Source organism: Sphingomonas endolithica, assembly GCF_025231525.1.
Lineage (GTDB): Bacteria > Pseudomonadota > Alphaproteobacteria > Sphingomonadales > Sphingomonadaceae > Sphingomonas > Sphingomonas endolithica.
The window spans coordinates 2,341,290-2,356,030 of record NZ_CP103057.1; the positions used below are offsets into that span (position 1 = coordinate 2,341,290).

At 60.7% G+C, this 14,741-nt stretch carries 13 protein-coding genes; 4 read left to right on the plus strand and 9 right to left on the minus strand.

The annotated features are described in order from the left end of the window. Positions 1-273: 273 nt before the first annotated feature. Complete coding sequence (locus tag NV382_RS11105; protein WP_260596816.1) at positions 274-1,089, minus strand: NYN domain-containing protein; 816 nt, start codon at positions 1,087-1,089, stop codon at positions 274-276. Positions 1,090-2,232: 1,143 nt separating this feature from the next. On the opposite strand from NV382_RS11105, the gene NV382_RS11110 reads away from it, so the two are divergent. From NV382_RS11110 to NV382_RS11120, 3 genes are all read left to right on the plus strand, one after another. Continuing rightward, a protein-coding gene (locus tag NV382_RS11110) for an IS3 family transposase (RefSeq protein ID WP_260596817.1) occupies positions 2,233-3,404 on the plus strand; the annotation gives its coding sequence in 2 pieces (ribosomal slippage) (positions 2,233-2,497 and positions 2,497-3,404; 1,173 coding nt in all). 178 nt (positions 3,405-3,582) lie between these two features. Beyond that, entirely contained in the window at positions 3,583-3,819 is a 237-nt protein-coding gene (locus NV382_RS11115; protein WP_260596818.1) for a DUF3253 domain-containing protein, read from the plus strand. A 78-nt stretch (positions 3,820-3,897) separates the two neighbouring features. Continuing rightward, positions 3,898-4,119 carry a hypothetical protein gene (locus tag NV382_RS11120; protein WP_418066681.1) on the plus strand — a complete coding sequence of 74 codons (222 nt, stop codon included), beginning with the start codon at positions 3,898-3,900 and terminating at the stop codon, positions 4,117-4,119. Positions 4,120-4,172: 53 nt separating this feature from the next. On the opposite strand, the gene NV382_RS11125 is transcribed toward NV382_RS11120, so the two are convergent. The 4 genes from NV382_RS11125 to NV382_RS11140 all read right to left on the minus strand — a co-directional run bounded on the left by NV382_RS11125 (position 4,173) and on the right by NV382_RS11140 (position 6,884). Further along, positions 4,173-4,589 (minus strand): hypothetical protein, encoded by a 417-nt coding sequence (locus tag NV382_RS11125; RefSeq protein WP_260596820.1) that lies wholly within the window; start codon positions 4,587-4,589, stop codon positions 4,173-4,175. A gap of 152 nt (positions 4,590-4,741) precedes the next feature. Next, the gene (locus NV382_RS11130; protein WP_260596821.1) at positions 4,742-5,071 is read right to left on the minus strand and encodes a DUF4174 domain-containing protein; all 330 of its coding nucleotides are present in this window, start codon (positions 5,069-5,071) and stop codon (positions 4,742-4,744) included. A 503-nt stretch (positions 5,072-5,574) separates the two neighbouring features. Next, positions 5,575-6,405, minus strand: a complete 831-nt coding sequence (locus NV382_RS11135; RefSeq protein WP_260600387.1) for a 23S rRNA (adenine(2030)-N(6))-methyltransferase RlmJ — start codon at positions 6,403-6,405, stop codon at positions 5,575-5,577. Positions 6,406-6,563: 158 nt separating this feature from the next. Continuing rightward, complete coding sequence (locus NV382_RS11140) at positions 6,564-6,884, minus strand: hypothetical protein (protein ID WP_260596822.1); 321 nt, start codon at positions 6,882-6,884, stop codon at positions 6,564-6,566. Between the two features lie 142 nt (positions 6,885-7,026). On the opposite strand from NV382_RS11140, the gene NV382_RS11145 reads away from it, so the two are divergent. Next, positions 7,027-7,662, plus strand: a complete 636-nt coding sequence (locus NV382_RS11145; RefSeq protein WP_260596823.1) for a hypothetical protein — start codon at positions 7,027-7,029, stop codon at positions 7,660-7,662. 349 nt (positions 7,663-8,011) lie between these two features. Here NV382_RS11145 and NV382_RS11150 read toward each other — a convergent pair whose 3' ends face one another. The 4 genes from NV382_RS11150 to NV382_RS11165 form a co-directional block, all read right to left on the minus strand. After that, complete coding sequence (locus NV382_RS11150) at positions 8,012-9,946, minus strand: DUF3732 domain-containing protein (protein ID WP_260596824.1); 1,935 nt, start codon at positions 9,944-9,946, stop codon at positions 8,012-8,014. After that, the gene (locus NV382_RS11155) at positions 9,943-10,458 is read right to left on the minus strand and encodes a three component ABC system middle component (RefSeq protein WP_260596825.1); all 516 of its coding nucleotides are present in this window, start codon (positions 10,456-10,458) and stop codon (positions 9,943-9,945) included. Before NV382_RS11155 ends, NV382_RS11150 begins: the two co-directional genes overlap by 4 nt. Before the next feature lies 1 nt (position 10,459). Beyond that, a complete protein-coding gene (locus NV382_RS11160; RefSeq protein ID WP_260596826.1) occupies positions 10,460-11,572 on the minus strand; it encodes an ABC-three component system protein in 1,113 nt (370 codons plus the stop codon). A 367-nt stretch (positions 11,573-11,939) separates the two neighbouring features. Beyond that, positions 11,940-14,672 (minus strand): hypothetical protein, encoded by a 2,733-nt coding sequence (locus NV382_RS11165; RefSeq protein ID WP_260596827.1) that lies wholly within the window; start codon positions 14,670-14,672, stop codon positions 11,940-11,942. Positions 14,673-14,741 lie beyond the last annotated feature (69 nt).

Here is a 14,741-nt window from a genome sequence, read left to right on the forward strand (position 1 = left end):
GTTTCGACGCCTCGGCCCACCGACCGGCGGGCACGAGCATGCTACGCCCATCGCGCCATCGAACTCAAGTCATGATCGAACGCGGGATCGGCGTTTTCTCAACCGACGTCCGACGTGACGGAAACTGTCGGCCGTCGCTCACGTCGGCATCAGCGCCATCTGCGCGGCGGGGCGGGCCCCTCGCATGCCTGCAGAAGGGTCTTGTGCAAATCTACTCCTCGTTGCGTGTCGACGAGCAAACGGCCTGCGTGCAGGGAAGGGCATGGCTAGTTGCTAGATCCCAGGCCGCGGGGCCCGCGCCTTGTTGCGTTTGTCGGCCACATACGGATGCCCACCCTCGGATCGAACGACCTCGAACAGCTTCGTCTTCTCGAACAATGCGGTGAAGCCTTTCACTCCGTAATTGCGCGGATCGATCGAGGCCTGGCGCTGTGCGGCAGTCGCAGCGTGGGTCAGCAATGCCCAGCCGTCCTCACGAGCGGAAGCCTCGACGCCTCCACGCAGCGCAGTGATCAGCTTGGTGTCTCCGGCGAGGTTTCGAACGGCTTCCGCAGGCTTCGGTTCGGCTGCCGCACTTGGCTTGGCCGCTGACTTCGTGGAGGCGGTCTCCACATCCGCTACAGCTGCGGCGTCTCCAAGACCATCCAGATAGAGGAAGGTCGTGCAGGCGTTCACGAACGGCTCGGGCGTCTTGCGCTCTCCGAAGCCATAGACGTCGCGCCCGTTGGATCTGAGCTGCATCACCAGCGGCGTGAAGTCCGCATCGCTCGATACGATGCAGAAGCCCTCGAGATCCTGCGTGTAGAGCAGTTCCATCGCGTCGATCACGAGCGCCATGTCGGTGGCGTTCTTTCCGGTCGAATAGCTGAATTGCTGCATCGGCCGGATGGCGAACAGATGGAGCTTATCCTTCCAGCCCTTCAGGTTCCCGCTCGTCCAGTCGCCATATGCACGCCGGATGTTGGCGACGCCGTAGCTGGACAGCTCCGCAACGATCGCGCCGATCTTCGCTTGTGAAACGTTGTCGGCGTCAACGAGCAGAGCGATGCGGCGGCCGGTCGTCGGCGTAGCGGGATGATCCTTGCTCATCCCGAACGGTCGCACGGCAACAGTTACAGAAAGGGAAATCGCTCAGAGCCATTGCAGCGTGCGCCGCGGCGGACGGTAAGGCATCTACGGCGCGAACCACGAGGCGCCACCACTCTGCCCTTGGTCTTGCCCGCAATCGGCTGCTTGTTCATGTCTGCTTGCGACCATCGTCACCCAGCAGAGCGGCGGCCGTGCGTCTCGTCCGCAAGCCACCCATGGTCAGACTGCTCGTGGACTTGCCTCTTAGCGCTCCATGCACGAAACAGACAACGACTGCATCGCGCGTGCACATGTCGATGCTAGCTTGCCGCCATGAGACTTTTCCCGCCGTCATCGCGCTCCCGCCTGTTGCTCCGTCGATGGACGACGATCGGCGCCACGTTTCGCCCTCGCTATGCACTTGCCGCGCTGCTGCTCTTCCTGGTGGAATCGGCGATTGCGCTGTGGGTCCATGACCGACTGATCCGGCCTTATCTTGGCGACAGCCTCGCCGTCGTGCTGGTGTATTGCGCATTGCGGGCCTGGGTCCCTCTTGGGGTCAGGTCGGCGGTCCTGGCTGCTTTGGCCATCGCCTTCTCAATTTAGGCGGCGCAGCTCTTTGGCTTGCTGGAGGCCATCGGCCTAGCGGACCAAACGCTCGCGCGGGTGTCGCTCGGCACGAGCTTCGACCCGCACGACCTTCTGGCATACGTCCTAGGCGGCATGCTCACCCTCGTCCTGGAAGGCGTTCGCCGTCGAACAGCCGCAAAGCCCGCCCCCTGACATGCTGCGTGTGTGACCTTCGTCACCTTCAGACGGGCAAAACCGCGCGCGGGCCGCGCGCGAGTCGGCCAGGCGGAAGTATGTCTCAAGCCCTTTGAGGGACTGCTGCACAGGCCAGAGCATCGAAATCTTCAGTTCAGTCGGGGATGATAGGACCTGTTCAGCCGCAGCGCGAGGCGGAACCGGGCGGAGACAGACCGCGATCATCTACTCCAGCAGCTGTTCGGTCGCATCGTCACGGCCCCGTTAATTCAGGCTGCACCTACGATCCCGAGCTCCATGCCGTCGGCGTCCCAATGCCGCCGGACGCCGAAGCCTTGATCTGCCCCCCGCTGAGTGGCCCAGAGACTATGATAGTCTGGACCACGAAAGGGACGACAGATGCCATTCAAGAAGCACAAGCCGGAAGAGATCATCGGGAAGCTGCGTGAAGTTGAGATCGTTCTGTCGCAGGGGGCATCGACTGCCGAAGCGTGCCGGCGGATCTCTGTCAGCGAACAAACCTATTACCGCTGGCGCAAGGAATATGGCGGTCTGAAAACCGACCAGGCACGGCGTATGAAGGATCTGGAAAAGGAGAATCTTCGGCTCCGCCGGGCGATCTCGGACCTGACGTTGGATAAGCTGATCTTGCAGGAGGCGGCGCGGGGAAACTTCTAAGCCCCGCGCGGCGACGGCGTTGTATCGATCATGTGCGACGAGAGCTTCCGGTATCCGAGCGACGGGTCTGCCGGGTGCTGGGGCAGCATCGATCGACGCAGCGCAAGGTGCCGCGTGGGGCGGATGATGAGCAGGTGCTGAGCGAGGACATCATCGCACTGGCGAAGCAATATGGTCGCTACGGCTATCGCCGGGTGACGGCATTGCTGTGCCATGCCGGGTGGACGGTGAACCATAAACGGGTCGAGCGGATCTGGCGGCGTGAGGGGCTCAAGGTCCCGCAACGTCAACCAAAGCGCGGACGTCTGTGGCTTAATGACGGATCGTGCATCCGGCTGCGGCCTGAGTATCCGGGGCATGTATGGGCGTACGACTTCGTCGAAGGCCGCACGCATGATGGTCGCAAGTTCCGTATCCTGACCATCATCGACGAAGCCAGCCGGGAGTGCCTGGGGCTCATCGTGGCACGTCAGCTCAAGCATGAAGACGTGCTGGCGGCTTTGGCGGACCTGTTCGTCACACGAGGCCCGCCGGCGCACATACGGTCGGATAATGGCGCCGAGTTTATCGCCAACGCTGTGCAGAAATGGCTCGGCCAGATCGGCGTGAAGACGCTCTACATCGCACCGGGATCACCATGGGAGAATGGCTACAATGAGAGCTTCAACGGGTCGCTGCGCGACGAACTGCTCAACGGCGAGATCTTCTACAGCCTCGCCGAGGCGACGGTGCTGATCGAAGCCTGGCGGCGGCATTACAACACAGTCCGGCCGCACAGCAGCCTGGGCTACCGACCACCGGCCCCAGAAACGGCTTCACCGCCATATCCGGCCTCCGGTTCCGCTTCGCTCCACCTCCGCCCGGATATGGCGGCAACGAACATAATCCACTAACAATAAACCCGGTTCACTCGACGGGGGCAGGTCAATCGCCAGAAGCGGTCGCTCATTCATCTTGGTCCTGCGCGGCCGCTAGGCCCGTTATTCAAACCGCTCCGCACGACCAGCCTGCATAAACAGCCAGCTGCTCTCGCGGCTTGACGGGGTGGCTTACGGGGCCGACGTAGTTCGAATGACCGATCCAAGGGCCGCGACGCTGTCTCTGCTCGAGCGCCGCAAACCGGACGCGACGATCTGCCCGAGCGAGGTGGCGCGCGCGATCGCGTCGGACTGGCGCGGCGCGATGCCCGCGGTCCACGCTGCGATCGACGGGCTGGTCCGCGACCGCCTGGTGCGGCTGAGCTGGAAGGGACAACCACTGGCGACGCGGTCGGGACCGTACAGGATCGGCCGTCTCGGTGACGATTGAGGACAGCCCCCTCTCCCGCGCCCGTCGCCACTGCGCTATGACGCGGCGATGCCGAAGAGGAAGCGCTACCTAACCGCAATGGCCGACGGCTACGTGAAGACGATCGACCCTACCCCCGTGTCATTCACCCATTTTCGGCGCATCGTCGCGCATCTGCACAGCGGTAAAACGGAAATGTTCTGGGGCCACGCCACCTCGGCGAAAGAAGCCGCGGGCAAGGAGGCGCTGACAGATCAGGCGGCCCGGCGGCATGGTTGGAAGCACCTCGACTTCGAGGTCGTCGAGCTCTCCGAACAATGACGCCTTTCACTCTGGGTGAATCCGCGATCCTGGTGGATCAGCCTCGACGCCAGCTATGTGGCTGTCCGCCTAACGCCATGAGCGACAGCGTCCACGACGGACGGGGGCTTTATCAATCCGATGCTGTGCAGCACCGCGGACTGTGCCAGCATGATCGCCAGCCACCAGGTTGCGTCGGCCAAGCTGGTCGACCAGGATTGGCCGCGTACGTTGAGGGCAATCGAAAGAGCAGGCAGCACGAAGCCGATCCAGATGATGAAAGCGCTCCCTAGTGCGACCGTCCAAGGACCCGCATCTACCGGTGCGAGGATAAGCGCACCCGCCAAAATGGCCGACAACCAGAATAGTGCCAGCGTTGCAGCGGCGAGCGGCCAGCCCTTTAGGCGAGATCGGAAACCCAAGAACAGGATGGCCAGCCCAACGAGCGTTGCCGCCGCGATCGGAACAATGTTGCTCAGTATGTACCGCATCGGCTCCTGGTCCTCGAATTGACAAAACTTGTTAGGGCAAGCAATTCCGTGCTGCTCCGAATACCATCAACCAACCTCCAGCTGGCTTTGGTTTGTCATGGAAGGCGTGCGCCCTCCACGTTCAAGTCGAACCGTGTGTTGTATCGAAAGGGCTATCTGTCACCGGCCTGGCGCATCGGCATGGCGTCAATGACCTCTTCCAACACGATCGCGGGAATGGGATCGGCGCTACGCAGTTTTTCGCCACCGTCCTTGCCGATCAAGATCCCGGTGAAGCCCGTCGCGGAAAGTCGGAATTTTTCGCGGAGCGCAGCACCCTTGTCAGTAGCCCCAGCCACCTTGTTGCCTACGACTTCGACGATGCTCAGGTCGCGTGCCGCACCTGCGACCTTCCAACGAGCAATGATGCGGCGCTGTGCGGCCAGCTCTGCGTTCTGACTGGTAGGAGCGCTGATCAGGAGGACACGACGCTCCCATTTCATCGCAGAGATGCTGCTGGGGTTCGCTGCTAGCAGAGGCGCCGCGGCCAACAGGACAAGGCAGTTCATCTAAGCGCAACGCTTGGCCTAACACGCCGTTGCATCCGCTCGAGCCGCCGAGGCGGAACTCAGCGGGGTTGATCGGGAACTATAAGAGGAGTGTCCGCCTCGGAGATTTCGTTCTTTCTGGCGTTTTAGCCCAATCTCGGCCGCTCGCAGCCTCTTCTCGTGTCCCCGACTTCGGTCGTTCGTTCAGCTCGCTTGAGCGACGGCATCGGGGCTGCCGACCTCCAGCGCGATGACCCTCTTCGGGGCTGAGACACCGTTTCCCAGCGTCTTCGGCAGTCGACTGCTTCCGGAGCAAGCAGCGCTCCCGGCGAATGCCGAGCACAAGCAGCGATGGTCACCAGCCAACCTCCGAAAGGGAGCCAATTTGAGGGATGATCTTTCCTAAACCAGCAGCGCGGCAATTCCTCCTTTAGAAGAAGCATCAATGAGGGTTTACTTCAATGGCCCAGCCAATCGGCTGTGATCGCGCCTCGATGCCCCTCCGGCGCCAGCACGGCGCGCAGGGCTTCCAGCAGAGGCGGCAGCGCCTGCGTCAAGGCGTAGGGCGGATTGACGATATAAAGGCCCGCGCCATTATAGATGCCGGGCTGATCGCCATCGTACAACCAGTGCTCCACCTGCAGTAATTTCGGGATGCCGAGCTTGCGTAACTGCTCCTTCCACCGCCAATGCGTGGCGCGATCCTTTAACGGAAACCAGATTACCGTCACCCCGTGCGCCCATTTGCGGTAAGCCGCAGCGAGGGTGGCTGTGAGACGTGCGCGTTCATCGGGCTGCTCGTACGGCGGGTCGACCACCACGACGCCGCGCGCGGTGCGGGGCGGCAGCATCGCCAGCCAAAGCTCGTAGGCGTCGCGCTCATGCACGGCAGCGGATGTGTCGCGCATCACGCGGCGCAGGGCTTGAACGTCCTCGGGGTGTTTCTCGTTCAGGATCAGGAAATCCTGTGGGCGCAGAAGCTGCGCAAGAACCCTGGGCGAGCCGGGGTAGAGGTGCGGCTCGAGCCCGACATTCACCGCCTGTACGGCGGCGCGGTAGTCGTTCAGCAAGGGATTTGGGTCGGCAAAGGCGCGCAGCACGCCCTGCGCGGACTCGCCGGTGCGTCGTGCTTCCTCGCTGCCAAGGTCGTACAGCCCGCAGCCCGCGTGGGTGTCGATTAGGGTCAGCGCGCTCTGTTTTTGCTGCAAGGCCCGCACAAGCGCGACCAGTAGGCTGTGCTTCACGACATCGGCGCTATTGCCAGCATGGAATGAATGTCGATAATTCATTGAATTCAAAAAATCTGACGATTTGCCTTTATACGTGCCTTGGAGCGCGAGGCGTTCAAGCACCAATCCGGTGCTAGTATAAAGTCGGGCAAAAACCTTCAACGCAGATCGCGCCGTCGCGGCCATACGGACTTCGGCTCTCGCACGCATCAGTCGCTTCAATTGCCTTCGGCATCGACTGCGAACACCACCGGCTTGCCCCGGGACATCGGCTCCCAACCGGCCGACAGAGCGGCGCGCACGCACCGCGAAATCGTTGCATCATCGAGTTGAAGACGACCGCGCGGCATACCCTTCAAGAGCCGCTTAGGCGGCGGGAATGCTACCCATGCTTCGCGTTTGGCACCGCGCTGGAGAAGGGCAATCATCATTCCTTTCCAACCTTCGTCATCCGACTGATGCGGTTCACGCTGGAGGTGCCAATCATATATGGCGCCGTCGACATCGACGGTGCCGCCGTTACTTTGGGATTTTGACATATAGGCGGTTCTAGCATGCTCGCCCCGCCAAAGCACAGGTTTGGGGCTGATAGGCTCACGGCTTGGGCTGGCGGAACCGGCATGCAAGTGAAGCCAAGTTTGGTGTCGATATAGGCTTCTTGAGATAAGAGATTGGCCGAGTATGAAGATGCTGCTCCCAGTTTTTATTGCGCTTACGGCGTGCAACTTCGGCGAGACTTATTCTGGCGACAAGCCTGGGACAGACAGCGTCCATATTTCCATGGCCGAACGGCAAACGAAGCGGGAGGGAGCAGGAAGGCCCCCGAAAAGCGGCAGGACTTTACCGGCTAATTACATCAAAGCCTTCATGTGCGAATTTGACGAGAACCCTGTTGCTGAGGCAAATAGGTTCCATAAGACGTCGGGGGGGCGCGCCGAGCGGGCAGGCGACCTGACCCTGCTTAGATCACTCGGCTTCAAGAGAGAGTCGCGCGACGGCGATCTTGAGAGTGTCGGCGGCAAGGTCGCTGCGCCACCGGGCCTCGCTATCTTGGGCCTGCCTGTCCGGTTCCTGGAGATAAACGGGATGATCGGCGATACAAACGCGTTATACGTAACGACGTTTGCTGACGGGGTCACCGTGGGCCAAGTCGTACAGGCAGCACGACTCGAAATGAATCGCGCATTCTATACCAAATACAAGATACGTCATTACAACAGGCGGGTGGATAAAAACCCTCATATCAATACTTACTTGGATGACAGGGGCAGCAGTAAAGCAATGCTTTCTTGCAAAATCCAATCTACCCCGGATTAGGTGGACTGGTGAGTATGAGGTAGCAAATCTCACAATCCAGAGGACAAGCTGTTGTTACGATACGGCATTAGCTGACGACGATCAAAAATGGCTTGGCGGCCGAGGCCGGAGAGACCCACAATGCGACATTGGTGGCGGTTTGACTGCACCCCGAAACCGGCCGTTGGTTCAGTTGTTGCCCGGCGGCAGAAACTGGGCCTGTTGCTGATCAGCGGCTCTTGGCCGTCCAACCCGCGGAAGCGGACCTTTGTTCAGCTAGCCGCCTGTGCCCGCATGTAGACGTCCGCCCCGCGTAGCCGTTGCTTAATTTTCGCCGTTCCGCTGATCGATGTGTCAAGCACAATTGCAGCTAGCGTAGCCATGTCATGGGAACGAGCTTGATCCCGTCCCTCCAGCGCTCAACTGTCGATTCTCGAAACCATTCTTGGAGTAAATCGACGTGGTCAGCTACAATGATCTGCATGCTCGGCGCCATGCTCACACAGTAATCGAGCAGCAATCGATATAGACGGGCGACCGCAAGCTGGTCCTCGTCTTCTGCACCAGATATCTCGCCAACGTCCTTTTCCTTCGGGTAGTGAGCTTGAGAAGGCTGGTCGAGCATGACGAAGGCTGGCACAGGGCGATTTAGCGTGCGGAACAGCTTATGCAACGCGAGATGCGCGGCCACGTGATAGCCGACCCAGTTTTCGCCGCTGCCAATTTGATAGAGAAAGAGCGGTCCGTTGATCGTATCAGCCACGACAGTAAGGTTCTTACGATCAAGGCGAAGGCTGTTCTCGCCATGTTCAAGCTCCAGCCGTCCAGCGTAGTCAGTAATGTCGCGACCGACCAATCCGAGGGCCGTCGTAAGCCGTTCCTCCATTGCCTCCTGGTCCAGAGCTGCCTCAAGCTCTCCGACCTCTGCCCTTACCCGCGCCACCTGCAAGCGGAGACCTTCACCGTCAGATAGCGTGCGAGCATTCTCTAGGTAGTAGCCAACGCGGCCAGCAACGCGGGCCTGCTCAGTGAACTGATCCTGCTCAATTCGGAGCCGCTCATTGTCGGCAATCCGGGCGGAGATGTCTCCCTGAACGATCTGTAGATCAACTTCGCGGCTTGTACGCTTCATTTCCAGCTCGGCGATTTGCCCTTGGAGTCGAGGGTTATCCCGACGCACGGTACTCAGCTGACGATCCAAGCGACCGAGTGACTTTCGAATCTCGTCCACGGCAGGGACCGCTATTGCAAGATGGCTATCGCATAGCGGGCAGGTTTCATGGCCGGTCGCATCGTGGGCGACCAGTTCGATAGAGGCCAGTCTGGCCTGCTGCTCTCGAGCTTCCGTTTCGAATTCGGAGGCCTCCCTGGTCAGGCGTTGGAGATCTTTGATGTCATCGCGCAGTTCCTGGAGCTCAATCCGAATGCGACGTCGTCGTTCTTCTAAGTCGGTGAGATCCGCCGCGGGATCGTCGGTTTTAGCATACTCCAGACTCCTGGGACGCGCAGCATGCCCCAACAAGGCCCGAAGGCCCTCAAGGGAATCGGCCGACGCATCGAGGTCTAGCAATCCAACGCGCTTCGCCTCCTTAAGGAGATTACGCGCAGTGCCCGAGGCCTCATCGGTCAAGGCTAGCGCGTCCGCATAACTTCGCTCGAGAGCCCTTAGTCGGCGACGAGCGTCCTCGTACCGTTTCTGCTTGAGGAAGTGATCCTCACCCATGGCGCCAACAAAGTATGGAAGGGTGTCTTTGATGGCTTGGGGGATGCGCTCCTCCCCCTGCCGGTGAAAAAGGAGGCGGCGACTGGCGATTTCGTCTTGGTTCTGGAGGCAGAAGAAGATCGCTTGGCTGGCAGATGCGTCCAGCGGGCGGCGGGTGGCGCCGGGCTCAGGGATATGGACGTTTTCCGCCACGCCGAGGATTGCAGACAGCCTTTGACGAAGTCCATCAGCTGTGGAGTTCTTGACGAGAGGAACAGTTGTTTCTGGAAAGTCCTCAACATTCCGCTCGAAGTAAATCTCATCGCTGGCCTTGCCGGCCGGCCCGGGATTGCGCCTTGCGACTAAAATCCCTTCGCCGTCATTGTCAAAGATCACCGCGAACCATGAAACGCCCCGCCGGATCTCACCCTCCGCAATGGTGCATTCCGAACGACCCCAGCAATAGTCGACGATGTCTAGCAGCGCGGACTTGCCGGTTTTGGATGCGCCGGTGACGATGTTCAGCGCACCTAGATTGAAGCGCACATCGCGACGTTCGCCGTCATGAGAGTAGATTGCGATCGCTCTGATCTGGAGGGTCACACCCGAACTCCCATTGCCTGCAAGACAGCCGCGGGATCCGCTTGGTTGCCGAACCACCTACCGAGCATTCCGGAAGCCCGTCGCATTTCATCAACCTCATCCGTTGACGCCGAAGGCTTGCCGCTCAGCTTTAGCGGGTGGTTGCCGATCCCGAGCCCATCTTCGCTGATCTCCGCAGCTCCAATTTGAACAAGGAATAGCAGCGCCTCCCGGGTAACTGGCCGGAGCCGCAAGGTCCTGTCCGCGAGCGTGCTCAGCATGTCGGCATTGTCGCCAGCCCAAGACGCGAAGGCGGTGTTAGCTCTGCCGGGGAGCGCTCTCCGAGCGTTCGGGTGCAGGACCAGTGGCGCGACTAAAAAAGCATAGACCAAGGGCATCGTGCGACCTGCCTGCTTGCGAAACTCCTTGATGGTTCGGGCCAGAAGCTCACCGCAGAATGCGGGATTGAAGTGAGCAGCTTCTTCTTGCGGCCGGTCACGCCACAGGGCCTCATACCGCGTTTGGCCCGGCATCTCAGGTCTCCCCCTCGCAGATAGTGACATAATCTCGATGCCAGCCAATTCGAAGGTCGTTGGCCAGGATGTGGTAGGATCCAACATTCAGGAAGCGGGCCGTGAGCGAGCGGAACGGGAACCTCGCTTCGTTCTCGACCCATTGATATAGGATCTGCCCGCCCTGCTTCAGGGCAGCCTGGTCCTCCGCGCTGTCAGCATGGTCATCGCACATCGCCTCGAACCGCGGCTGCCATTCTTCGACCAGCCGCTGCTCAAATTTCGCGACCTCATCGTCAAGCACAACATGGTCGCGCGTCCATTTCGACCGCTGAGCAAACGCTCTGTAGAAATCCCGCTTGGCGAAGCGCAAACGGTTGCCGCCAAGCCCGATGACCTGAAGCTGCTGCACGAAACGAAATCCGTCGTATCCTGCGTAATCGAGCTCATCGGGTTCAGCATGTTCGAAGTCTGCGACGAGGGAATCCCTCCTGAGCATTTCACGGATGTCGTCGAGCTTGGCCTCAACTAAGCCAATCGCAATAGGTGTAGGCGGGCTCGTCACGAGGGCCCCGCAAACCATCGGCCACCACCACCCCTCCAGCATCGCGCGCGCAACTGCGGCTTTTCTAGGGGGTGCAACAAGACGCAAGGCGTGCTCCAGCTCACCATCTAGATCGGTAATCAGGGGCTGATTATCGAGCACTTCGACAGCGCTCAACAAGGCTGACCGCATTGGTTCCGAGAGCGCAAGGAACGCGGCAAATGCGGGCGCCAACGCCTTGTTCTTGGATGTTTGGGCCACCTCGGTCAGCCGTTCATTGGCGGACTTCGGATCACGTTTCGCACCCGGCGCATATGCACCGGGCGGTCGGAGCAGGGATGCGGCAGCCCCCACGGGCGCCGATCCAGTCGTGATCAATGCCAGTCTCGCACGAGACGGCAATGATGGATCATCTTTTGCGGCGACCGACCAAACACGCAAAGTTTTCCAGAGATCTTCGCTCGCGTCACTCAGATTGGCCACACGATCGATGTGATGCTTTGTTTGCAGCAGCTCCAAGGCCGTGCCCTTCTGAAAGGACACATCATCAAGGCGTTCGATCGAAACCTCAACCTCAACACCCGTGTTCACATGCGGAATACATAAGAGCAGCGCGAGCCGAGCTTGGTATAGATAGCCGACCGCGGACGCTCCCGCCGTAAATTGATCACTCCTGTTGCTCAATGACACCCCCGTAGATCTAGGTACGCCAATCCGTTCACCAAATACAAGGAGCGGCCGAGGGGCGTGATTGTTCGCGCACTGCGCGGTCGTTGCGGTTCAGGGGCCGGCGACTTGCCCTATTAGGGTCGGCGGGTTCATTCGTTGGCCTTGCCAAAGCTGCAGGCAGGTACCCCTGCTAAAGCGCATTCTGAGAGTCGCGTCGGCTCCAAATTACTGAACATCGAATACTCTCGGAACCCCCTTTCTCCGCACTGCCACGCCCCCCAAGAAGCCTCTAGATCGTCGCCGTGGTGTCCCATTGCTGTCGGAGGAATGCGAATTCCGCCAACAGGCCCGCGTTCGCGGTATGCCTGCATCCCTCATCGATGTCACCACAGGCATCCATGCCCAGCGCCAACTTCACCTTGATCCGCTGCAGGAGGAAGCTGCTTCGATACTTCACATTGGCGCCTGTCGATCCTTCCACCGCCTCGTCCGCGAGCACCAACGCGTCGTCGGACTTTCCCAACCCAAGCTTCACCTGCGACAGGTTGTGCGCGAGCCAGATGCGACCTTCTTCGTCCTCGACGTCCTCCAGCATCGCCTCTGCTGCTGGCAGGTCTCCCAATTTAAAGAGCGTCTCACCCCACTTTCGCTTCTGGTAGTCGTCGGGCGAGGTAAGCGCCCCATATGCCTCCAGCGCCCGCGACAGATAGCTCTGTTCGGACCCTGACATGGCGGCATGGAACATGATCTCGGCATAACCTGCGCGGCTTTGGTCATCGTCGAGCATCAGCGGCGTCGGTTCCGGAAGACGTAGGAGCAGATCCTCCACCCGCTCGGGTGCGTGCCAGACGAGCGCGCGAACGAAGCTTGCTACCGAGTGGTAGCCTTGGGAGACGCCGGCAGCTGCACTGTATAGCGCTTCGGAGAGAAACAGCTCCTCATGCTCGTCCATTATGTCGCCGGACCAGCTGGTCCGTTCACCGTTGAGTGTATCACCAAGCGCCATGAACGAAGATGCCGAGACGCCTTCGCCCCGCTTGTAGGCAGCAATGATCTCCAAGGAGTGCCGCTTCGCCTCCGCTTGACCCTCCGGCCTCCGCGTCAGCATACGGACAAGCTGGAGCTTGGCATCGTAGAGCGGGAAGTTCTCAACGACCGTCCTGAAGCCCTCCTCGGCCTCGTCATATCGCTTCAGGATCCGGAGCGTCTTGGCACGATGGTGCCCTATCTCGGCGGCCTGGCGGGGTGCCAGGTCCGCCATCGACGTCAGAAGATCGTAAGCTGGCAGGTTCCTCGACGCCCATTCCCTTCCCGCAGAACTTCCGGCCATCTGTCGTATATGACGTCCGCGAGCCTCGATCGTCTCGACGACAACGAGGATCGCGACCTCATGGGTGGCGGCACTCTGGTGCGCCAACTCCTCCGCCAACTGCAGCGGGTCGGGCAGGAGGTCGACGCGAACGGCGCTGCCTGTCCAGATCACCGCCAAGGCATACAGGAACGCGGGGCGACGATCTCCGTTTTCGACGTTCCTCGCGATCTTGCCCCTCAGCTGGCTGGCGATCTTTTGAAGACCGTGGCCATCGTCACGGATGTGTTTGACGATGAACGCTTCCAGGTGACCGTCGATAACCGCTGCGCGTTGTGGCGACAGCCACTCGCCGACGGCGAGAGAGGTGAACACGATGTCGTGTATACGGACCGAAGAGGGGCTTTCCGGCGCCGTGAGGCCGAACTGCTCTAGCGTTACCAGGCTGATCGGACCAATCACCGACTTCAGGAAGGCGCGGTCACAGTGGCTCTGGCCTGCCCAGACGAAGACGGACAATTCGTCTCCTAGCAGGTGCCGCAGACGCCCGAGTATCCGTTCCGCGAGTGGCGTACCTCCATCGGCCATCCTGCCAACGCGGGCGCAGTCCCCTGCGAGATCGTCCCATGACACCCCGCCGCGGGAAGCGGAATTGATCAGACGCAGACTAAGCGGGTGACCCCCAATCGACCGCCAGATCGCCTGGAAGGCTTCCTCCCGCGGCGGGATCGCAAGCTCCTTGCCAAGCAGCTCTCGCGCGTCCTGCTCATCCATCATCGGCAGGCTATAGGCTCCTGGGGAAGCGCTGCGACGAGTTACCAGTATCCTGGACTCGCGACCGCATAGCCGGGCAAGCTCGTCTGCCGATAACGCGTCGTCGGCATCGTCGAGCACCACGAATGTCCGATTCCTGCGTAGAAGGGCGCTAACGTTACGCTCTGCGCCACCGCGCCGCAGCTGCACCGCGGATAGTTGTCCGATGCTGTCGATATCCCTGCCGCTCACCCAAAAGCTGTAGTCGAAGCGAGGCTTGTTGCGGGCGAGGCATGCCGCCGCCGCCTGGGACTTTCCGATCCCTCCGATCCCACAGACCTCGACGCAATGGTCTGTCACGATACGGCGATCGAGCTCGGCATCGACAGCCTCGTGGGCGACATACAAGGAGGTGAGTGAAGGAGCCAGAAGGGAGGCCGGATGGTCATCGCGAACGTCGCTTAGCACAGGCAAGTGTTCCGACAACGCGTCGATTGCATTGTCCTGCAGCATCAGCCGATCGACGATGGTTTCCGCGATCGCACGGCTGTCCATGAGATGGACCCTATGCCCCGCCATGTCGGCCCTCTGCGCCATTTCGATGGTGAAGGCCTCGATCACCCCGGTGGGCGCCCGCTGCGAACACAGCAGATAGATGTCCTCGGCCAAAGGCGCCAGAACGAGCACGTGATCGATGTCGCGCCGCGGCTTGTTCATCGATCCCGCGAAGTATTCTCGAAGGATCGACGCCTCGACGGCGATCCGCCCGTCGGCAGTGGTGGCGTCGAGCACGCCCCCGATCGGACTGCCGCCGATCGACGATCCCCGTTGCGCCAGCTCGATGCCTAGCATGTGCTCGATTAGGACGACAGCGAAGCGCTCGAACACCGATCCAGGCCCTATCGCCGCCAGCGAGTCTGCCACGCGCTGCACGAGCAGACTGCGGGTCTGTGGATTCATGGAAAACTCCGTAGGAATTAAGGCTTCGCGGGCAGGATACGGCGGGTTCTCGGATATCGGTCTACGGTG

Excerpts from the sequence above, each read along its gene's own strand:
- NV382_RS11105 (WP_260596816.1), bottom strand. The coding sequence starts at position 1,089 with ATGAGCAAGGATCATCCCGCTACGCCGACGACCGGCCGCCGCATCGCT.
- NV382_RS11115 (WP_260596818.1), top strand. The coding sequence starts at position 3,583 with ATGACCGATCCAAGGGCCGCGACGCTGTCTCTGCTCGAGCGCCGCAAA.
- NV382_RS11120 (WP_418066681.1), top strand. The coding sequence starts at position 3,898 with ATGGCCGACGGCTACGTGAAGACGATCGACCCTACCCCCGTGTCATTC.
- NV382_RS11125 (WP_260596820.1), bottom strand. The coding sequence starts at position 4,589 with ATGCGGTACATACTGAGCAACATTGTTCCGATCGCGGCGGCAACGCTC.
- NV382_RS11130 (WP_260596821.1), bottom strand. The coding sequence starts at position 5,071 with ATGAAATGGGAGCGTCGTGTCCTCCTGATCAGCGCTCCTACCAGTCAG.
- NV382_RS11135 (WP_260600387.1), bottom strand. The coding sequence starts at position 6,405 with ATGAATTATCGACATTCATTCCATGCTGGCAATAGCGCCGATGTCGTG.
- NV382_RS11140 (WP_260596822.1), bottom strand. The coding sequence starts at position 6,884 with ATGTCAAAATCCCAAAGTAACGGCGGCACCGTCGATGTCGACGGCGCC.
- NV382_RS11145 (WP_260596823.1), top strand. The coding sequence starts at position 7,027 with ATGAAGATGCTGCTCCCAGTTTTTATTGCGCTTACGGCGTGCAACTTC.
- NV382_RS11155 (WP_260596825.1), bottom strand. The coding sequence starts at position 10,458 with ATGCCGGGCCAAACGCGGTATGAGGCCCTGTGGCGTGACCGGCCGCAA.
- NV382_RS11165 (WP_260596827.1), bottom strand. The coding sequence starts at position 14,672 with ATGAATCCACAGACCCGCAGTCTGCTCGTGCAGCGCGTGGCAGACTCG.